This window comes from Rugamonas rivuli, assembly GCF_009380165.1.
GTDB classification, from domain to species: Bacteria; Pseudomonadota; Gammaproteobacteria; order Burkholderiales; family Burkholderiaceae_D; genus Rugamonas; species Rugamonas rivuli.
This window is the reverse complement of record NZ_WHUF01000011.1, coordinates 111,762-131,243: the sequence shown is the minus strand read 5'-3', so window position 1 is coordinate 131,243 and position 19,482 is coordinate 111,762. Positions and strand designations below refer to the sequence as shown.

The 19,482-nt window shown below is 64.1% G+C and carries 14 protein-coding genes; 10 read left to right on the top strand and 4 right to left on the bottom strand.

The annotated features are described in order from the left end of the window. Positions 1–5 precede the first annotated feature (5 nt). Positions 6–2,360 carry a penicillin-binding protein 1A gene (locus GEV01_RS28855; RefSeq protein ID WP_152809607.1) on the bottom strand — a complete coding sequence of 785 codons (2,355 nt, stop codon included), beginning with the start codon at positions 2,358–2,360 and terminating at the stop codon, positions 6–8. 337 nt (positions 2,361–2,697) lie between these two features. On the opposite strand from GEV01_RS28855, the gene GEV01_RS28850 reads away from it, so the two are divergent. The 9 genes from GEV01_RS28850 to GEV01_RS28810 are packed head-to-tail and all read left to right on the top strand — an operon-like array spanning position 2,698 to position 13,628. Continuing rightward, a complete protein-coding gene (locus tag GEV01_RS28850; RefSeq protein WP_152809605.1) occupies positions 2,698–3,774 on the top strand; it encodes a pilus assembly protein PilM in 1,077 nt (358 codons plus the stop codon). Continuing rightward, a complete protein-coding gene (locus GEV01_RS28845; RefSeq protein WP_152809603.1) occupies positions 3,774–4,442 on the top strand; it encodes a PilN domain-containing protein in 669 nt (222 codons plus the stop codon). The genes GEV01_RS28850 and GEV01_RS28845 overlap by 1 nt, the downstream gene beginning before the upstream one ends. 14 nt (positions 4,443–4,456) lie before the next feature. After that, positions 4,457–5,125 (top strand): type IV pilus inner membrane component PilO, encoded by a 669-nt coding sequence (locus GEV01_RS28840; RefSeq protein WP_152809601.1) that lies wholly within the window; start codon positions 4,457–4,459, stop codon positions 5,123–5,125. After that, the gene (locus GEV01_RS28835; protein ID WP_152809599.1) at positions 5,122–5,658 is read left to right on the top strand and encodes a pilus assembly protein PilP; all 537 of its coding nucleotides are present in this window, start codon (positions 5,122–5,124) and stop codon (positions 5,656–5,658) included. The genes GEV01_RS28840 and GEV01_RS28835 overlap by 4 nt, the downstream gene beginning before the upstream one ends. After that, positions 5,655–7,841 (top strand): type IV pilus secretin PilQ family protein, encoded by a 2,187-nt coding sequence (gene pilQ, locus GEV01_RS28830; protein ID WP_152809597.1) that lies wholly within the window; start codon positions 5,655–5,657, stop codon positions 7,839–7,841. Before GEV01_RS28835 ends, pilQ begins: the two co-directional genes overlap by 4 nt. 57 nt (positions 7,842–7,898) lie before the next feature. Then, positions 7,899–10,085, top strand: coding sequence for a beta strand repeat-containing protein (locus GEV01_RS28825; protein WP_175023276.1), 2,187 nt, complete (start codon positions 7,899–7,901; stop codon positions 10,083–10,085). Between the two features lie 12 nt (positions 10,086–10,097). Next, complete coding sequence (gene aroKB, locus GEV01_RS28820; protein WP_152809595.1) at positions 10,098–11,741, top strand: bifunctional shikimate kinase/3-dehydroquinate synthase AroKB; 1,644 nt, start codon at positions 10,098–10,100, stop codon at positions 11,739–11,741. A 12-nt stretch (positions 11,742–11,753) separates the two neighbouring features. After that, positions 11,754–12,890, top strand: coding sequence for a deoxyguanosinetriphosphate triphosphohydrolase (locus GEV01_RS28815; RefSeq protein WP_152809592.1), 1,137 nt, complete (start codon positions 11,754–11,756; stop codon positions 12,888–12,890). A 54-nt stretch (positions 12,891–12,944) separates the two neighbouring features. Next, positions 12,945–13,628 carry a hypothetical protein gene (locus GEV01_RS28810; protein WP_152809590.1) on the top strand — a complete coding sequence of 228 codons (684 nt, stop codon included), beginning with the start codon at positions 12,945–12,947 and terminating at the stop codon, positions 13,626–13,628. Here GEV01_RS28810 and mutY read toward each other — a convergent pair. From mutY to mutM, 3 genes are read right to left on the bottom strand one after another with little or no spacing between them, the layout of a single operon-like run. Continuing rightward, positions 13,625–14,755, bottom strand: coding sequence for an A/G-specific adenine glycosylase (gene mutY / locus GEV01_RS28805; protein ID WP_152809588.1), 1,131 nt, complete (start codon positions 14,753–14,755; stop codon positions 13,625–13,627). The genes GEV01_RS28810 and mutY overlap by 4 nt on opposite strands. Before the next feature lie 14 nt (positions 14,756–14,769). Beyond that, entirely contained in the window at positions 14,770–16,698 is a 1,929-nt protein-coding gene (locus tag GEV01_RS28800) for a dynamin family protein (protein WP_152809656.1), read from the bottom strand. A gap of 11 nt (positions 16,699–16,709) precedes the next feature. Further along, a complete protein-coding gene (mutM, locus tag GEV01_RS28795; RefSeq protein WP_152809586.1) occupies positions 16,710–17,543 on the bottom strand; it encodes a bifunctional DNA-formamidopyrimidine glycosylase/DNA-(apurinic or apyrimidinic site) lyase in 834 nt (277 codons plus the stop codon). Between the two features lie 145 nt (positions 17,544–17,688). Between mutM and GEV01_RS28790 the strand changes: the two genes are divergently transcribed. Beyond that, positions 17,689–19,473, top strand: coding sequence for a tetratricopeptide repeat protein (locus GEV01_RS28790; RefSeq protein WP_152809584.1), 1,785 nt, complete (start codon positions 17,689–17,691; stop codon positions 19,471–19,473). Positions 19,474–19,482: the final 9 nt, after the last annotated feature.

Genomic DNA, 19,482 nt, shown 5'->3' with positions numbered 1-19,482 from the left:
CGCCGCTAGAACAGCTCGTTCTTGACGGCGTCCTTGGCCTTTTCCTCGATCGGCGTGCCGCGCGTGGCGCCGTCGATGTTATGCACGCCGGCGCCCGGCGGGTTTTCCGCGTAGTAGTACTCGTCGCCCACCAGCATCACGCCTTCCGGCACCGCGCGTTCCTCGATCGGGATATTCTTCAGCGCCTTCTGCATGTAGCTGATCCAGATCGGCAGCGCCAGGCCGCCGCCGGTTTCGCGGTTGCCCAGGTTCTTGGGCTGGTCGTAGCCGATCCAGGCGATGCCCACCAGATGCGGCTGGTAGCCGGCGAACCAGGCGTCGATCGAATCGTTGGTGGTGCCGGTCTTGCCCGACAGGTCGGGACGCTTGAGCACCAGCGCCTTGGTCGCCGTGCCGAAGCGCACCACGTCCTTGAGCATGCTGTCCATCAGGAAGGCGTTGCGCTCGTCGATGACGCGGTTCTTCTCGTCGCCGGCCTTGTCCGGATTGGCTTGCGACAGGATCTTGCCGTCGGCATCCGTCACCTTGGAGATCAGGTAGGGGCTGACCTTGTAGCCGCCGTTGGCGAACACCGAGTAGGCGCCAGCCATCTGCAGCGGCGTGACGTTGCCCGCGCCCAGCGCCAGCGTCAGGTAGGGCGGGTTCTTGTCGGCGTCGAAGCCGAAGCGGGTGGTGTATTCCTGGCCGTACTTGGCGCCGATCTTGTGCAGGATGCGGATCGAGATCATGTTCTTGGACTTGGTCAGGCCGCGGCGCATGGTCATCGGACCTTCATACTTGCCGTCGTAGTTCTTCGGCTCCCAGGCCTGGCCGCCGGTCTGGCCGGCGTCGAAGGAGATCGGCGCATCGTTGATGATGGTGGCCGGCGACAGGCCGCGCTCCAGCGATGCCGAATAAATGAACGGCTTGAACGACGAACCCGGCTGGCGCCACGCCTGGGTGACGTGGTTGAACTTGCTGCGGTTGTAATCGAAGCCGCCCACCATGGCCTTGATCGCGCCGTCGTGGGTGTCGGCCGCAACGAAGGCCGATTCGATTTCCGGCAGCTGCGTCACTTGCCAGTCCTTACCTTCCTGCATCACGCGGATCACCGCGCCACGACGGATGCGCTTGTTCAGCGCAGCCTTGTCGGACAGCCACGAGCGGCCCATCTCCAGCCCCGGGCCGCTGATCTTGATTTCCTCGCCGGTGGCGGTGACGGCGGTGATCAGCTGCGGCGTCGCGGCCAGCACCATGGCGGCCACGATGTCGTCGCTGTCCGGATGGTCGGCCAGTTCGTTCTCGATGGCGTCGTCGGCTTCTTCCTTGTTCTGCGGGATATCGATGTAGGCTTCCGGGCCGCGATAGGCGTGGCGCTTCTCGTAGTCCATCACGCCCTTGCGCAGCGCCAGGTAGGCGGCGTCCTGGTCGGCCTTGGTGATGGTGGTGAAGACGTTCAGGCCGCGCGTGTAGGTGTCTTCCTTGAACTGCTCGTAGACCAGCTGGCGTGCCATCTCGGCCACGTACTCGGCGTGCACGCCGAACTCGCTGCTGTCGGTCTTGACCTTGAGCTGCTCGGCCTTGGCGGTCTCGAACTGCTTGTCGGTGATATAGCCCAACTCATGCATGCGCTGCAGGATGTACTGTTGGCGGGTGCGCGCGCGCTTGGGGTTGACCACCGGGTTGTAGGCCGACGGCGCCTTCGGCAGGCCGGCCAGCATGGCGGCCTCGGCCACGCTAATGTCTTTCAGATTCTTGCCGAAATAGATTTGTGCGGCCGACGAGAAACCATAGGCGCGCTGGCCCAGGTAGATCTGGTTCATATACACCTCGAGGATCTGGTCCTTGCTGAGGTTTTTCTCGATCTTCCAGGCCAGCAGCACTTCGTAGGCCTTGCGCTTGAGCGTCTGTTCGCTCGACAGGAAGAAGTTGCGGGCCACCTGCTGGGTGATGGTGGACGCGCCTTGCTTGGCGCCGCCGGTGGCGTTGTGCACGGCCGCGCGCAGGATGCCGGTGTAGTCGACGCCGCCGTGCTCGTAGAAGCGGTCGTCCTCGATCGCCAGCACGGCTTTTTTCATCACGTCCGGGATGTCCTTGATGCGCACCAGGTTGCGGCGCTCTTCGCCGAACTCGCCGATCAGCACGTTATCGGCCGAGAAGATACGCAGCGGCATTTTGGGGCGGTAGTCGGTCAGTGTGTCGAGCTCGGGCAGGTTGGGGTAGGCCATCGCCAGGCCGAACACCACCAGCAGCAGCGCCACCAGCCCGAGGCCGACCACGGACAGGCCGGCCAGCAGGAAGAAGCGCGTAGCGGGTTTGCCTTGGGCCGATGCGCCCGGCGGATTCGAGGGTGGAGGTGCCGAATTTGAAGAAGAGGCCATGCAGTTAGATCTTTCTGTTAAGTATGCGGGCCATTATAAGCTAGCCAACACCCACGGCGCGCACTGCCGGACGACAGGAATATTTACCCGTAAGCAACAATGCAACTCAGTTGTTTTTGAGGCTACAGGCCGGAAAAAAAGTGTGGCGTAAGCCTCACACCATGGCAATTGTGCACAATAGAAATACCTTTACACTTATATAGGCACGATTTAATGTAGGGGCTGACATACGTAGGCTAAACGCTGGTTTTCAAACGAGTTCCTCTATGCACACAGTTCGAATGTTGATTCGGCGGCAATGTAGCGCGGGTGCCAACGATGGCGCCGGGGAGCTCGTATGATCGACATCAAGGCGCTGCTGGGACAGGGGAACCCGCCGCTGGTGGGCATAGACATCAGCACTTCCAGCGTGCGCCTGGTCGAGCTGGCGCAGAGCGGCAAGGGCGAGTACCGCCTGGAACGCTACGCCGCCGAACCGCTGCCGCGCGGCTCCGTGGTCGACGGCAATATCGAGAATATGGACCAGGTGGTGGAAGCCGTGCGCCGGGTCTGGAAGAAGAGCGGCACCCGCGCCAAGCTGGTCGCGCTGGGCATGCCGCCCGCTTCCGTGATCACCAAGAAAATCATCCTGCCGGCCGGCATGTCGGAAGACCAGCTGGAAGTGCAGGTCGAATCCGAAGCCAGCCAGTACATCCCGTTCGCGCTGGACGAGGTCAGCCTGGACTTCGACGTCATCGGTCCGGCCGCCAATTCGCCGGAAGACATCGAAGTGATGCTGGCCGCCTCGCGCCGCGAGAAGGTCGAGGACCGCGTCGCCATCGCCGAAGCGTCCGGCCTGAAGGCCACCGTGATGGACATCGAATCCTACGCCGCCCGCGCCGCGCTGGACCGCGTGACCGCCCAGCTGCCCGAAGCCGGCGCCGGCCAGGTGGTGGCGCTGTTCCAGGTCGGCGCCCAGGTCACGCACATCTCCGTGATGCTGGACGGCGTTACTGTCTACGAGCGCGAGCAGCCCTTCGGCGGCAACGCGCTGACCCAGGACATCGTGCGCGCCTACGGCATGAACTTCGACGAGGCCGAGACCCGCAAGAAATCCGGCGACCTGCCCGACAACTACGGCGCCGAGCTGCTGACGCCCTTCCTGGAAAGCGCCGCGCTGGAAGTGACGCGGGCCATCCAGTTCTTCTACACGTCCACGCCCTACACCCGGATCGACCAGCTGTTCCTGGCCGGCGGCTGCGCGCTGCTGCCGGGCTTGCTGGAACTGGTGGCCAGCCGCACCAAGATTTCCAGCGCCGTGATCTCGCCGTTCAAGGGCATGCAGCTCGGTTCCTCGGTGCGCGAGTCGCAACTGCGCAGCGACGCCCCGGCCTACCTGGTGGCCTGCGGCCTGGCCTTGCGGAGGTTTGGCTGATGATCAAGATTAACCTGCTGCCGCACCGCGAGGAAAAACGCAAACAGAAAAAGGCCGCCTTCTTTGCGCTGCTGGCGCTGGGCGGCATCATCGGCATCGGCGTGGTGCTGCTGGTGGGCGGCTACAACGCGCGCGCCATCTCCATCCAGAACGAACGCAACCAGGCGATCAAGACGGCCATCTCCGGCCTCGATAAAAAGATCGCCGAGATCGCCACGCTGAAGCAGGAAATCGAAGCGCTGAAAGCGCGCCAGCAGGCGGTGGAAGATTTGCAGGGTGACCGTAACCAGCCGGTCTATCTGCTGGACGAGCTGGTCAAGCAGATCCCGGCCGGCGTCTACCTGAAGGGCTTCAAGCAGGAAGGGCAGAAGCTGGCGATGGGCGGCTATGCGCAGTCGCAGGAACGGGTGTCCGAACTGCTGGGCAACCTGGCCGGCGTGTCGCCGTGGCTGGAGCGGCCGGAACTGATCGACGTGAAGTCCACCGGCCTGGGCCAGGGCAAGACCGCCAAAAAGGTGGTGGAGTTCAACCTGACGGTCAACATCAAGCGCCCGCGCGATCGCGACGCCGCCGCCAATGGCAGCGCCGGCGCCAACGGCGCAAAAGGCAAGAACGCCGCGCCCGCCGCCGACGCCCCCAATACCGGCCTGCCGCCGGCCAAGAGCTAGGAGCGCGCACCGCCATGGCCAAAATCAACATCAACGAACTGGGCGCGCAGCTGGCCGACCAGTTCCGCAACCTCGGCGACCGCCATCCGGGCCAGTGGCCGCTGGCGCCGCGCGTGCTGTGCAGCATCGGGGTGATGGCGGCGGTGGTGGCGGCCGGCTACTTCGGCTACTGGAGCTCGCAGTTCGACGAACAGGAAGCCGGCGCCCAGGCCGAGATCAAGCTGCGCGACGAGTACAAGTTCAAGACCGCCCAGGCCGTCAACCTGGAAGCGCTGCGCGCGCAGAAGATGCAGGTCGACCAGTATGTGGACCGCCTGCAGAAACAGCTGCCGAGCAAGGCCGAGATGGATGCGCTGCTGAAGGACATCAACCGCGCCGGCACCGGCAGCGGCCTGCAGTTCGAATCGTTCACGCCGGCGCCGGTGGTGGTCAAGGATTACTATGCCGAGCTGCCGATCAACATCCGCGTCACCGGCAGCTACCACGACATCGGCGCCTTTGCCGGCAACATGGCCAATCTGTCGCGCATCGTCACGCTCAACAACATGGCCCTGGCCACCGGCAAGGACGGGGTGCTGACGCTGGAGGCGGTGGTCAAGACCTTCCGCTACCTCGATCCGGAGGAGGTCAGCGCCCAGCGCAAGGCCGCCGCCGACAAGAAGAAAGCGGCGAAGAAATCATGAGAACCCTGATCGCAGGAATCATGGCGGCGTTGTTGCTGGCCGGTTGCGGCGACAGCGACGTGCAGGAAGTGCGCGCCTGGATGAAGCAGGTCGACTCGCAGGCCAAGGTGGCGGTGCCGCCGCTGGCCGAGCCCAAGACCTTCATCCCCTTCGCCTACGCCCAGGCCGACGCGATCGATCCCTTCAACCCCAACAAGCTGCTGGCCGAGCTGGCCAAGGCCTCGGCCCGTGGCAACAACGGCATCAAGCCGGACCTGGAGCGGCGCAAGGAATTGCTGGAGAGCTTCCCGCTCGACACCGTCAAGATGGTCGGCACGATGGAGAAAAAAGGCGTGGTCTACGGACTGCTGCAAGTCGACCGCAATCTGCACCATGTCGTGGTGGGCCAGCACGTGGGCCAGAACTTCGGCCTGATCACCGCCATCAACGACACCAGCGTCAGCGTCAAGGAAATCGTACAGGATGCGGGCGGCGACTGGGTCGAACGCATGTCGAAGTTGGAACTGCAGGAAAGCAAGGAGATCACCAAATGACCGCTCACATCACGCCCCGGCGCGCCCTGGCCGTCGCCAGCTGGATGCCGGTGCTCGCTTTTGCCTTCGCCATGCAACTGGCCGGCGTCGCCCGCGCCCAAGCCGCGCCTGAGGCGCCGTCTTCGAACGCCATCGAAGCGATCACCGCCAACCAGCAGGGTTCCAACGTGATCGTCAAGATCGCGCTGAAGAACGCTCCCGACAAATTGCCGATCGGCTTCGCCATCACCAATCCGCCGCGCATCGCGCTGGACTTCGGCGCCACCTCCAACGCCACCGGCAAGACTGTGCAGGAACTGAGCCTGGGCGACCTGCGCGGCGTCAACGTGGTGCAGGCCGGCGAGCGCTCGCGCCTGGTGTTCAACCTGAAACGCAGCCTCAACTACGCCATCGCCATCGACGGCAACGCCGTCATCCTGACCATCGACGGTTCCGGCGGCCTGGCCCAGGCGGTCGACGCCAAGGGCTTGCCGGTGGCCGCCAAGGTTGCCGCGCCGACCGGCCGCCAGCTCTTGCGCGACATGGACTTCCGCCGCGGCGCCAACGGCGAAGGCCGGGTCGTGGTCGACCTGCCCAACAGCCAGGTGGCGGTCGATGTGCGCCAGACGCCGACCGGCGTGGTGGTCGACTTCCTCAAGACCGGCGTGCCGGAAAGCCTGCGCCGCCGGCTCGACGTCAGCGACTTCGGCACCCCGGTGGCGCTGGTGACGACCGTGCCGCAGGGCGACAACACGCGCATGACCATCGAGGCGCGCGGCCTGTGGGAACAGACCGTCTACCAGAGCGACACCCAGCTGGTGATCGACGTCAAGCCGATCAAGGAAGATCCGAACAAGCTGACCCAGGGCACCCAGGGCTATCGCGGCGAGAAGCTGTCGTTCAATTTCCAGAACGTCGAAGTGCGCGCGGCGCTGCAGGCGATCGCCGACATCTCCGGCCTGAACATCATCACCAGCGACAGCGTCGGCGGCAACCTGACCCTGCGCCTGAAGGAAGTGCCGTGGGACCAGGCGCTGGACGTGGTGCTGCAAGCCAAGGGCCTGGACATGCGCAAGAACGGCTCGGTGCTGTGGATCGCGCCCAAGGAAGAACTGCTGACCAAGGAAAAGCTGGAACTGGAGCAGCGCGCCCAGATCGCCGACCTGGAACCGCTGAAGTCCGAGATCTTCCAGCTGAACTACCAGAAGGCCGACGCCTTCAAGACCGTGTTCGGGCTGGAGGGCGCCGGTGACGGCAAGAACCGCATCCTGTCCAAGCGCGGCAGCGCCATCATCGAGCCGCGCACCAACCAGCTGTTCGTCACCGACATCGCCTCCAAGCTGGAAGACATCCGCCGGCTGATCGCCAAGACCGACATCGCCTCCAAGCAGGTGCTGATCGAGGCCCGCATCGTCGAGGCCAGCGACACCTTCACCCGCAACCTCGGCGCCAAGCTGGGCTTTGCCGACCTGCGCACCCAGCGCGGCGGCGATTCCGGCTACCAGCTCGGCACCAGCAACACCCGCGTCGCCATCGGCGGCAACATCACCGGCGTCGGCGAAGTGACGGGCCAGATCAAGCCGACCGACACCAGCTACAACAACAGCCAGTTCATCAACCTGCCGGCCGGCGCCATCAACGGCGCGCAGGCGGGCAACCTGGCGATCAGCCTGTTCTCGTCGGCCGCCAACCGCTTCCTGAACCTCGAGCTGTCGGCGCTGGAGGCGGACGGCACCGGCAAGATCATCTCCAGCCCGCGCGTGATCACGGCCGACAAGGCCATCGCGCTGATCGAGCAGGGTATCGAACTGCCGTACCAGGTGGCCACCAGCAGCGGCGCCACCTCGATCATGTTCCGCAAGGCCAACCTGCGGCTGGAAGTGACGCCGCAGATCACGCCGGACGGCAACGTCGTCATCGACGTCGACGTCAACAAGGACAGCGTCGGCCAGGAAACCCGCGCCGGCTTCGCCATCGACACCAAGCACGTCAAGACCCAGGTCATGGTCGAGAACGGCGGCACGGTGGTGCTGGGCGGGATCTACCAGCAGACCGAACGCAACACCACCTCCAAGGTGCCGCTGCTGGGCGACGTGCCGGTGCTCGGCTATCTGTTCCGCACCAACAGCCGCACCAACGACAAGACAGAATTGCTGGTCTTTATCACGCCGAAGATCGTCGCCGAACGGCTGTCGACGCGCTAAGCCTTCCCGTACCACCGCTCTGCAAGGTCCTCTATGAACACGATCGGAAAAAGCACCATGAAAAAATTCACCGGATGGCTGGCCGTGCTGGCCTGCGCCAGTTTGTTGGCCGCCTGCGGCGGCGGCGGCGGTTCGGCGGGCTCCAACAGCAGCGGCGTGGCGCCGTCCAAGGCGGCCAGCGTGGTGCTGACGGCCAGCGCGACCACCATCGCCTCGTCCGGCCTGGACGGCACCGAAGTGACGCTGACGGCCATCGTCAAGGATAGCGGCGGCAATGCGCTGCCGAACGAGACGGTCAACTTCACGGCCAGTTCCGGCACCATCAGCAACACCAACCGCATCACCAACAGCTCCGGCCAGGTGATCGAGAAGCTCAGCGTCAAGGGCGATTCCAGCCCGCGCACCATCACCATCACCGCCAGCGCCAACAACGGCGCGGCCAAGTCCAGCGAGATCTCGGTGACGGTCGTCACCGCCGTGCCGACGCTGACGCTGACCACCGATTCCGGCACGCTGGCCTCGGTCGGCACCGCCGGCAATGAAGTCAACGTCGTCGCCCTGGTGCGCGACGCCAACAACACCGTGATGTCGGGCGTGACGGTCGACCTCAAGGCCGACTCGGGCGCGCTGTCGCTGACCAACCGCGTCTCCAACGCCCAGGGCCTGGTGACGGAGAAACTGGGCACCGGCGGCGACCCGACTTCGCGCGCGATCAAGATCACCGCCTCGGTGCCGGGCGCCGTGCCGGTGACGACCATCGTCAACGTGTCCGGCAACAAGCTGACCATCAACGCCCAGCCGACCATCAATGTCGGCGCCAGCGCCGACGTCACCGTCAAGCTGGTCGACTCGGCCGGCAACGGCTTGAGCGGGAAGGCGGTGACGTTCAGCTCCAGCTTCAATACGCTGACCGTCAAGGGCGGCGGCGCGGCCGTCACCAACTCGGCCGGCCAGCTGGTGCTGACCTATGCCGCCAGCACCGGCTCTTCCGACGTCATCACGGTCAAGGCGGCGGGCGAATCGAACTCGGCCGGCATCGCCATCAACTCGTCGACCTTCGCGGTCAAGGTGCTGGACGTGAACGGCGATCCGGAAAGCGCGGCCTACATCGGCGGCTGCCAGCACATCGCCGTCACGGGCGGGCCGACCGGCAGCGTTGCCATCAGCAGTTCGCGCGGCGTGGTCTACAGCGAATCGACCTGCAACACGGTGCTGAGCGGCACGCGCACGCTGGTCGGCGGCGCGGCCGACGCGTATGTCAACGCGACCGGCCCTGGCGTGGCCACCATCACCGCCGCCGCCAACGGCAGCCTGACCACCCAGACCGACCTGGAGTTCATCGCGCCGCTGACCAATACCGCCATCGTCACGGTGCAAGCCGATCCGGCCGTCATCGGCGTCAACAACGCCGGCAGCACCAGCGAGCAAACCACGCTGCGCGCCGTGGTGCGCGACGGCACGCCGCTCAACAACGTGGTCAAGAACGCCACCGTGGCCTTCTCCATCCTGGCCGATTCGAGCGGCGGCACGTTGACGCAGCCTGCGCTGGTCATCACCGGCGCCGACGGCGCCGCCACGGTCAGCTTCATCGCCGGCGCCACGCCGTCGGCGCTGAACGGCGTGAAGATTCAGGCCAAGATCATCGGCGGTTCCGGCGCCAGTTCCATCGCCAGCCTGACGGTGGCGAAGAAATCGCTGTTCATCAGCGCCGGCACCGGCAGCACTGTGGGGCAGAGCGGCACCGCGGCCTACCAGCTGGACTACGTGGTGCTCGTCACCGATGCGGCCGGCAACGCCGCCTCCGGCGTCAAGCTGACCGCCTCGGTGCTGCCGACCACCTACTTCAAGGGCTTCATGAAGTACACGCTGCCGCTGGGACCGTGGGAACCGGTGCAGCACGTGGGCTGCTCCAACGAGGACATCAACCGCGACGGCATCCTGGATCCGGGCGAGGACACTAACGGCGACGGCGTGCTGACGCCAGGCATTCCGGTCACCGTCACCACCAACGTCACGACCGACTCCAAGGGCCAGGCCATCGTCTCGCTGGTGTATCCGCGCGACCACGCTTTCTGGCTGGATGTGAACCTGACCGTGCGCGGCTCGGTGAATGGCTCCGAGTCCATCTACACGGGTCTGGTACACTTGCCGGGTTTGGGCCTCGATTATTCGACCCAGGCGACTCAGCCTCCGGGCGTTACCAGCCCTTACGGGGTCTCAACCTTATGTAGTAACCCGAATTAACCCGGACTGTTCATGCCTAATGTGTTTCTAGTCGGCCTGATGGGGGCAGGAAAAACCACCATCGGCCGCATCCTGGCCCGCAAGCTGGGCTCGCGCTTTATCGATTCCGATCACGAGATCGAGGCCCGCACCGGCGCCTCGATCCCGTGGATTTTTGAAATTGAAGGGGAACAGAGCTTCCGCCGGCGGGAGGCGGACGTGATCCGCGAGCTGACCTCCCAGCAAGACCTGGTGCTGGCCACCGGCGGCGGCGCCATCCTCAATGCCGACAGCCGGGCCTACCTGCAGTCGCGCGGTACCGTGATCTATCTGCGCGCGACCGTCAACAGCATCCTGCAGCGCACCGCGCACGACAAGAACCGGCCGCTGCTGCAAACGGCCGATCCGCGCAAGAAACTCGAAGAATTGATGGCGGTCCGTGATCCTTTGTACATGGAAATTGCCGATATCGTCATCGATACCGGCCGACCTAACGTACAATCGATGGTTCAATCCATCCTGACCCAGCTGGAAACCCGGGCCTGCGAGGCCTCGCCCAACTGCGTCACACAAGCCGAACCATCGATGAACGAAGAATCCACCATCCTGTTAAATGTCGAGCTGGGCGAGCGCAGCTATCCCATCTCGATCGGCCCGGCGCTGCTGCAAGACGGCGCGCTGCTGGCGCGTCACGTGCACGGCGACAAGGTCGCCATCGTCACCAACACCACCGTCGCGCCGCTGTACCTGGCGCGCGTCGAGGCCGGCTTGCGCAACGCCGGCAAGCACGTCACGTCCATCGTGCTGCCGGACGGCGAGGAGCACAAGAACTGGTCCAGCCTGATGCTGATCTTCGACGCGCTGCTGGCCGCCAAGGCCGACCGCAAGACCACGCTGATCGCCCTGGGCGGCGGCGTCATCGGCGACCTGACCGGCTATGCGGCCGCCAGCTATATGCGCGGCGTCGACTTCATCCAGGTGCCGACCACCTTGCTGTCGCAGGTCGATTCCTCGGTGGGCGGCAAGACCGGCATCAACCACCCGCTGGGCAAGAATATGATAGGCGCGTTCTACCAGCCGCGCGCGGTGATCGCCGATACCTCGACGCTGGAAACCCTGCCGGCGCGCGAACTGTCGGCCGGCCTGGCCGAAGTGATCAAGCACGGCGCCATCATCGACGCCGCCTTCTTCGACTGGATCGAAGCCAACATCGGCAAGCTGATGGCGCGCGACAAGGGCGCGCTGGCCTATGCCATCGCCCGCTCGTGCGAGATCAAGGCCGACGTGGTGCGCCAGGACGAACGCGAGGGCGGCCTGCGCGCCATCCTGAATTTCGGCCACACCTTCGGCCACGCCATCGAGAACGGCCTGGGCTACGGCGAGTGGTTGCATGGCGAGGCCGTCGGCTGCGGCATGGTGATGGCGGCCGAGTTGTCGCACCGCATGGGCCTGGTCGACGCGGCCACGGTGGCGCGCATGCGCGCGCTGGTGACGGCGGCCGGCTTGCCGGTCAAGGCGCCGGACCTGGGCACGCAGCGCTGGCTGGAGCTGATGGAAGTCGACAAGAAGAATGAGGGCGGCGCCATCAAGTTCATCCTGTTGAAACCGCTGGGCGCACCGAGCATCACCAACGCGCCGCAGGAGCTGTTGCTGGCCACGCTGGCCGCCTGCGTTTAAGCGGAGGCTGCCATGTTGCCCGACGAATTCCTCGCACCGTACGCGGCCCATTCGGCGGGCGGCGTGGGGCGCCGCTACGACGAAGCGGCGCACGCCTCGCGCAGCCAGTTCCAGCGCGACCGCGACCGCATCATCCATAGCTCGGCCTTCCGCCGGCTGGAGTACAAGACCCAGGTGTTCCTCAACCACGAAGGCGACCTGTTCCGCACCCGGCTGACGCACAGCCTGGAAGTGGCGCAGATCGGCCGTTCGCTGGCGCGCAATCTGCGTCTGAACGAAGACCTGGTGGAAGCCATTTCGCTGGCGCACGACCTGGGGCATACGCCGTTCGGCCATGTCGGCCAGGACGTGCTCAACGAATGCATGCAGGACCATGGCGGCTTCGAGCACAACCTGCAAAGCCTGCGCGTGGTCGACGAACTGGAAGAACACTACGGCGCTTACAACGGCCTGAACCTGATGTTCGAAACCCGCGAAGGCATCCTCAAGCACTGCTCGCTGAACAATGCGCGCATGCTGGGTCCGGTGGCGCAGCGCTTCATCGACCGCACGCAGCCGTCGCTGGAAGCGCAGCTGACCAACCTGGCCGATGAGATCGCCTACAACAGCCACGACATCGACGACGGCCTGCGTTCCGGCTTGATCACCATCGAGCAGTTGGAGCAGGTGGAGTTTTTTGCGCGGCTGTGGCGCGATGTGCAGCAGACTTTCCCGGGACTGTCCGGCCGCCGCGCGATTTATGAAACCTTGCGCCGCCTGATCACCGCGCTGGCCGACGACTTGATCGCCACCTCCAGCGCGCTGCTGGCCGACGCCGCGCCCAAGAGCCTGGACGAGGTGCGCGCCTCGCCGCCGCTGATCCGTTTTTCCGATCCGATGCGCAAGGACGCGACCGAGCTCAAGCGCTTCCTGCGCGAGAATCTGTATCGGCACTACAAGGTCAACCGCATGCGGGTGAAAGCCAGCCGCATCGTGCGCGAGCTGTACCACGCCTTCATGGCCGAGCCGGTGTTGTTGCCGCCGGATTACCAGGAGAAGTCGGGCGACGTCGGCAAGCAGGCGCGCAAGATCGCCGACTACATCGCCGGCATGACCGACCGCTACGCCATCCGCGAACACCGCCGGCTGTTCTCGCTCGACGAGCTCTGATTCAACTCAAGCAGCTGACCTTGAACATTCCCCGTCATTGAACAATGATGGGGGATGGACGATCAAATCGCACAACTGGGGCAGCGTGTGGCAGCCGTCGAAAAAGACACGGCTGTCATCAACGCGACTTTGGCAGCCCAGCCCTATGTCACTAAGGAAGACTTCCTCCGGGTAGAGGGCCGGGTGATGGTTATCCAGTCAAACTACGTCACCAAAGAAGAGTTTGCTCGCCTTGAAGCCAGAGTCGCCGCAATTCAAGAAAATTACGTCACCAAAGAAGAGTTTGCTCGCCTTGAAGCCAGAGTCGCCGCAATTCAAGAAAATTACGTCACCAAAGAAGAGTTTGCTCGCCTTGAAGCCAGAGTCGCCGCAATTCAAGAAAATTACGTAACCAAAGAAGAGTTTGCCCGCCTTGAAGCCAGAGTCGTCGCAATTCAAGAAAATTACGTAACCAAAGAAGAGTTTGCCCGCCTTGAAGCCAGAGTCGCCGCAATTCAAGAAAATTACGTAACCAAAGAAGAGTTTGCTCGCCTTGAAGCCAGAGTCGCTGCAATTCAAGAAAATTACGTAACCAAAGAAGAGTTTGCTCGCCTCGAAGCCAGAGTCGCTGCAATCCAGGAAAACTACGTTACCAAAAAAGACTTGGCTAAGTTGGAATCCCGCATGATCAAATGGTGCCTTGGCTCCGCGGCGTCGATTTGTACCGTAATAATCGCCGCCATCAAGCTCTGGCCTTAAAACATCCTTTGCTGCGCGGCCTTGCTGTCGCCAACCAATTCCAGCAACAGCTTCTTGATCGGCGCCGGCAGCGGGGCGTCTGGGATTTTGGCGGCGTCGTACCAGACGTGGCCGGATTCGGCTGCCATCGCCTGCCGGCGCGCCAGGGTCACGCGGTAGGGCGTGATGTGCAGCTTGTAGTGCGTGAACACATGCGTCACCGTCGACAATCGCTCGTGCGATTCCATCTCGCCGAACTTGCCTACCGCCAGCATCAGCGCATCGTCATCGACCGCTTCCACCTCATCATCCTCTGCCAGCAGATGACCGTCCAGCTCCGGCAGCGACAACAAACCGCCCCAGATGCCGCTTGGCGGACGCTGCTCCAGCAGCACCTGGCCGCCGTCGATAATCGCCAGCATCACCGCATGCTTTTCCGGGCTTACCTTCTTCGGCTTGCGCACCGGCAGATCCTTGGTGCGGTTGGTGGAGAACGCCACGCAGCGCGGCTGCATCGGACAGCGCTCGCACGACGGACTGCTGCGCGTGCACAGCGTCGCGCCCATGTCCATCAAGCCCTGCGTGTATGATTCGATCCCCTGCTCGGGCAGCAAGGCCTCCGCACGGCGCCACATCATTTCCTCGGTCTTGCGCTCGCCAGGATACGTGTCGATGCCGAACACGCGAGCGAACACGCGCTTGACGTTGCCGTCCATGATGGCCGCCCGCGTGCCGCTGGAAAACGCCGAGATCGCCGCCGCCGTCGAACGGCCTATGCCCGGCAACTCCGCCAGCAACACCGGATCGGAAGGGAATACGCCGTCATACTCGGCCACCACGCGCTGCGCGCACTTGTGCAGATTGCGCGCCCGCGTGTAGTAGCCGAGGCCGCTCCACTGCGCCATCACATCCTCGACCGGCGCCGAGGCCAGGTCGCGCAGGGTAGGGAAGCGCTCCAGGAAGCGCGCGTAATAACCCAGCACAGCCGACACCTGCGTCTGCTGCAACATGATTTCCGACAGCCAGATCAGATACGCATCGCGCGTGTTCTGCCAAGGCAGCACATGGCGTCCATGTATTTTTTGCCAGCCGATCAGATCGGCCGAGAAACTGGGATCTGCAAAGTTCTCTGCTGCTACAACCTTCATTCTGTTCCTAAGTCTTAAGCGGCGGCGTCCAGCGCCACGAATTCCGCATTGATGGCGATGCTGATCTGCCCCGCCAATTCATTGAGCCGCGCCTTCTGCGCCTCCAGCTCCTGCTGGCTGCCTTCAAACGCATCGATTTTCTGTTCCAGGCTGTCGGTCGCATCGTGGATGCGCTGGATCGACGCCAGCCGGTGTTTCAACTGGTCCTTGTGCTGGCGGATCTGCGCCTCCAGCGGCGCCATGATCACCTTCAGCCACGCCTCCGCATCGTTGTTGGCGGCGCGGAAGCAGCCGCGCACGCGCGAGGCGATGGTGTCGAAGAACTTCTCCATCAGCACCACGCGGCTGGTGGTCAGCAAGGTCGCCGTGCCGAACTGCTTGTAGTAGATCGCCTCGATGCTGGCGATCTCCTCGCGGTAATGCTCCAGCGAGAACGGCATCGGCAAGGCCAGCGTCAAGCCGTGTTCGTTGGAGAAGCGGCGGTACATCACGCCCATCATCTCGCTGATCTCCAGCGTCTTGTGCTCGGCCGCGTCGAGGTTGGCGCGGATGCGTTCGAAGTAATTGCGCACCGCTTCGCGCACGCCGGTGAAGAAGCGGCTGCGCTGCATTTCCTGCCGCACCAGTTCGATGTCGTCGCGCACGATGTCCATGCCCATGCTGGTGTACAGCTCGGTCGACAGCCGCGTGAACACGGCGCGCGTGGCCTGCAGCTTGAACAGGCTGGCGTCGAATTCCTTCTTCTCGACATCGATGCGGCGCATCATGTGCGCGATCACGCTCTGGTTCTTGCCGCGCAAGCTCTTCAGCTCGTGCAGCTGCTCGACCACGCCGCGGCTGCGGGCGTTGACCATCGCCAGCTGCGCCGTGCTCAGCGCCTGCAATTCCTCGCCCAGCTGCTTGCGCACGATTTCCTTCTTGGCCGGGATCAGCTCGTTGAACAGCGCGCTTTCCAGCGTCTGCAAACGGCTGCGCTCCAGCAGCGCCGGGTCTTGCGTGATCTTGCCCACCAGCGCCTTCTGCGCCGACACCGGGAACACCTGGCGCGGCTCCAGCGCCAATACGTGTGCCACGTTGGCCTGCTGGCGCTCGATCTCGATGTTGACCTCGGCCTCGCTGCGCAGCTCGTCCCACATGCTGTCGATCTTGTTCAGCACCACCAGCCGGCCCGCGCCCGCGCCGATGTGGTTGCGCCAGACTTCGATGTCGCTCTTGGTCACACCGGTGTCGGCGGCCAGGATGAACAGCACCGCGTGCGCGTTCGGGATCAAATTCAGCGTCAGCTCCGGCTCGGTGCCGATGGCGTTCAGGCCCGGCGTGTCCAGGATCACCAGCCCCTGCTTCAACAGCGGATGCGGGAAGTTGATGATCGCATGGCGCCACAGCGAGATTTCGACCAGGCCGGCATCGTTCAGCGTGACCGGCATGTCGGGATCGTCCTCGTCATACAGGCCGTAGCGCTTGGCTTCCTCCACCGGCACATGGCGCGTCAGGCTGACCTGCTTGAACACCTCGTGCATGTCGGCGCCGGCGTCCAGGTTCAGCGGCAGCACGGTCCAAGCGGCGGGCTGGTCGCGGTAGTCGCTGGTGGACAGGTTCTCGGCCCGCGTCTCGATCGGCAGCAGGCGGATCGAGGGCGCGAAGCTGGCGTCGTACATCAGCTCGGTCGGACACATGGTGGTGCGGCCGGCGGCGGACGGCAGGATGCGCTGGCCGTAGTCGGCAAAGAAGATGGCGTTGATCAGCTCCGATTTGCCGCGCGAGAATTCGGCGACGAAGGCCACCGACAATTTATCGTCGGCCAGCCGCGCCAGCGTGCGTACGATGCGCTGGTCGGTGGCGGCATCGGTCAGGGACGCGTCGGCCACCCAGGATTGGTAGTTCCTCAAGGCTGTCACCACGCCTTGCCGCCACGCGCTGTATTGTTCGAAATCCCTGACCATCATCTCTGCCCTTATTTTTGACAATTCACGCAGTAGAACGTGGAGCGCTGTCCCTGCTTGATCTGCCGTATCGGCGCCGCACACACCTTGCAGGGTACGCCTGCACGATCATAGACGAAATAAGTCTGCTGAAAATACCCGGATTGCCCGTTGACGCTAATAAAATCGCGCAGCGTGCTGCCGCCCTGGACGATGGCCTCGGCCAGGATTTCGCGCACGGCCTGGGCCAGCTTCTCGTAGCGCGCCAGGCTGATGCGCTTGGCCGGCGTCTTCGGATTGATGCCGGCCCTGAACAAGCTTTCCGAAGCATAAATATTGCCTACGCCGACAACGATGTCGCCCGCCAGCAGCACCTGCTTGACGGGCGCGCTGCGCTGCCGGGTTTGATCGTACAGCAATTTGCCGGTAAAGCCCGCTTCCAGCGGCTCCACGCCCAGCTCGCGCAGCAGCACGTGGTGCTCCAGCATGCCGTCGGCGTGGTCGTGCCACAGCACGGCGCCGAAGCGGCGCGGGTCTTTCATGCGCAGCACCTGCAGGCCGTCCGGCGTTTCGACAACGAGATCAAAATGATCATGTTTCTCCGGCTCTATGCCGCTCGGCATGATGCGCAGATGGCCCGACATGCCGAGGTGGATGATCAGCGTGCCATGGTCGAAATGCACCAGCAGGTACTTGCCGCGCCGGCCGATGTGCAGCACCTGGTGGCCGGCCAGCAGCTGCGGCAGCTGCGCCGGAAACGGCCAGCGCAAGCCCTCGCGGCGCAGCACCACTTCGTGCACGGTGCGGCCCTCGAGATGCGGCGCAACGCCGCGGCGGGTCACTTCAACTTCTGGTAATTCTGGCATCTGGATGGCAAACAGTCGAAATAATGAGCGGCGACACTCTGGCCGTGGCGGAATATTTGGTTACACTAGTCAAAAGACGCGATCGTTGCGTTGGGCGTAAAATCCACTGACTCTGTACCTATTGCCGACTTGCCAGGATCTTCCCTTGAAAAACGCTTTCGCCATTGTAACTCTCTCCGCCTTGCTGTCCGCGTGCGCCATCGCGCCGCAAAAACAGGGGGAGTCCGCCGCCGAGGAGCCGGCCGCGCCCGCCGAGGCGGCTGCGGACAGCGCCGCGCCGCCAGCTGCGGCACCGGTGGAGGAAGCCTTGCCCAATGTCGACCTCACCAGCGACATGTTGTACCGCATTACCAAGGCCGAGCTGGAGTTCAAGCAGGGGCGCTGGCAGGGCGCCTACATCACGATGATGGCGCTGGCCCAGCAAACCCGCGATCCGCGCCTGGCACGCCGCGCCGCCGAAATGGCGCTGGGCGCCAAGCAGGGTTCGGAAGCGCTGTCGGCGATCCGCCTGTGGCGCAGCCTGGCGCCGGATTCGGACGAGGCCACCCAATACTTCCTCGGCTTTGCCGTCGTCAATGACGATCTCGGCGAAGCGGAGCAGATCTTTGTCGAGCGCCTGAAAAATGCGCCATTGCGCGCGCGTCCGCTGGCGATGTTCCAGATGCAGCAATTCCTGCTGCGCGCCAAGGACAAGGCCGCCGCCTTCGCGCTGGAAGACCGCGTGCTGGCGCCCTACAGCGACATGCTGGAAAGCCATTTGATCCTGGCGCAGGGGGCGTTCGCGCTGGGCGACAACGAGCGCGCCCGCACCGAGGCCGAACAGGCACTGCGCATCAAGCCCGATTCCGAGCTGGCGATACTGACCACGGCGCAGGTATCGGGCGATATCGACGCGGCGCTGAAAGTGCTGTCGACCTTCCTGGACAAATATCCGAAGTCGCGCGAAGTGCGCGCCGCCTATGCCCGCATCCTGGTCGATTCCAAACAGACCGAGCAGGCTCGCAAAGAATTCCTGCTGCTGCTGAAAGACCAGCCGGACAACCTGGCCACCCTGTACGCGCTGGGCGTGATCGGCATGCAGTCCAACGATATTCCGGCGGCGGAGAAGTATTTCACCAGCTTCGTCAACGTGCTGGCCGAACATCCGAGCGACGAGCGCGATCCGTCCAAGGTGCTGATGATACTGTCGCAGATCGCCGAGCAGCGCAACGACTTCGACGCGGCCTACAACTGGCTCGACAAGGTCGACGGCGGCGACGAGAAAATCTACCTGGCCGCGCGCATGAAGATGGCGCAGCTGACTGCCCGCAAAGGCAATATCGACGAAGCCCGCAAGCAGCTGGCCGAGCTGAAGCCTACGGAGGCCGTCGACCAGGCGCAGATCTTCCAGGCCGATGCGCAGATCCTGCGCGACGCCGGCGACCACCGCGCCGCCTACACGGTGCTGGAAAACGCCGTCAAGCGCTACCCGGACAATCCCGACCTGCTGTACGACTTCGCGCTGGTGGCCGAGAAGCTGGGCCAGCTGGAGCTGATGGAAAAGGCGCTGCGCCAGGTGATGATCGCCGCGCCCGACAACCAGCACGCCTACAACGCGCTGGGCTACTCGCTGGCCGAGCGCAACGAGCGCCTGCCGGAAGCCTACTCGCTGATCGACAAGGCCATGAAGATGGCGCCCGGCGACCCGTTCATCATGGACAGCATGGGCTGGGTGCAGTACCGCATGGGCAACCTGGCCGAAGCGGAAGCAATGCTGCGCCGCGCCTATGCCTTGCGCAGCGATCCGGAAATCGCCGTGCACCTGGGCGAGGTGCTGTTCGCCAAGGGCGACAAGGCGGGCGCCCAGCAGATGTGGCAGGAAGCCCAGACCAAAGACCCGAAGAACGACGCGCTGAAAAGCACGCTCGCCCGTTTGAAACTCAGCCTGTAAGCGACGATA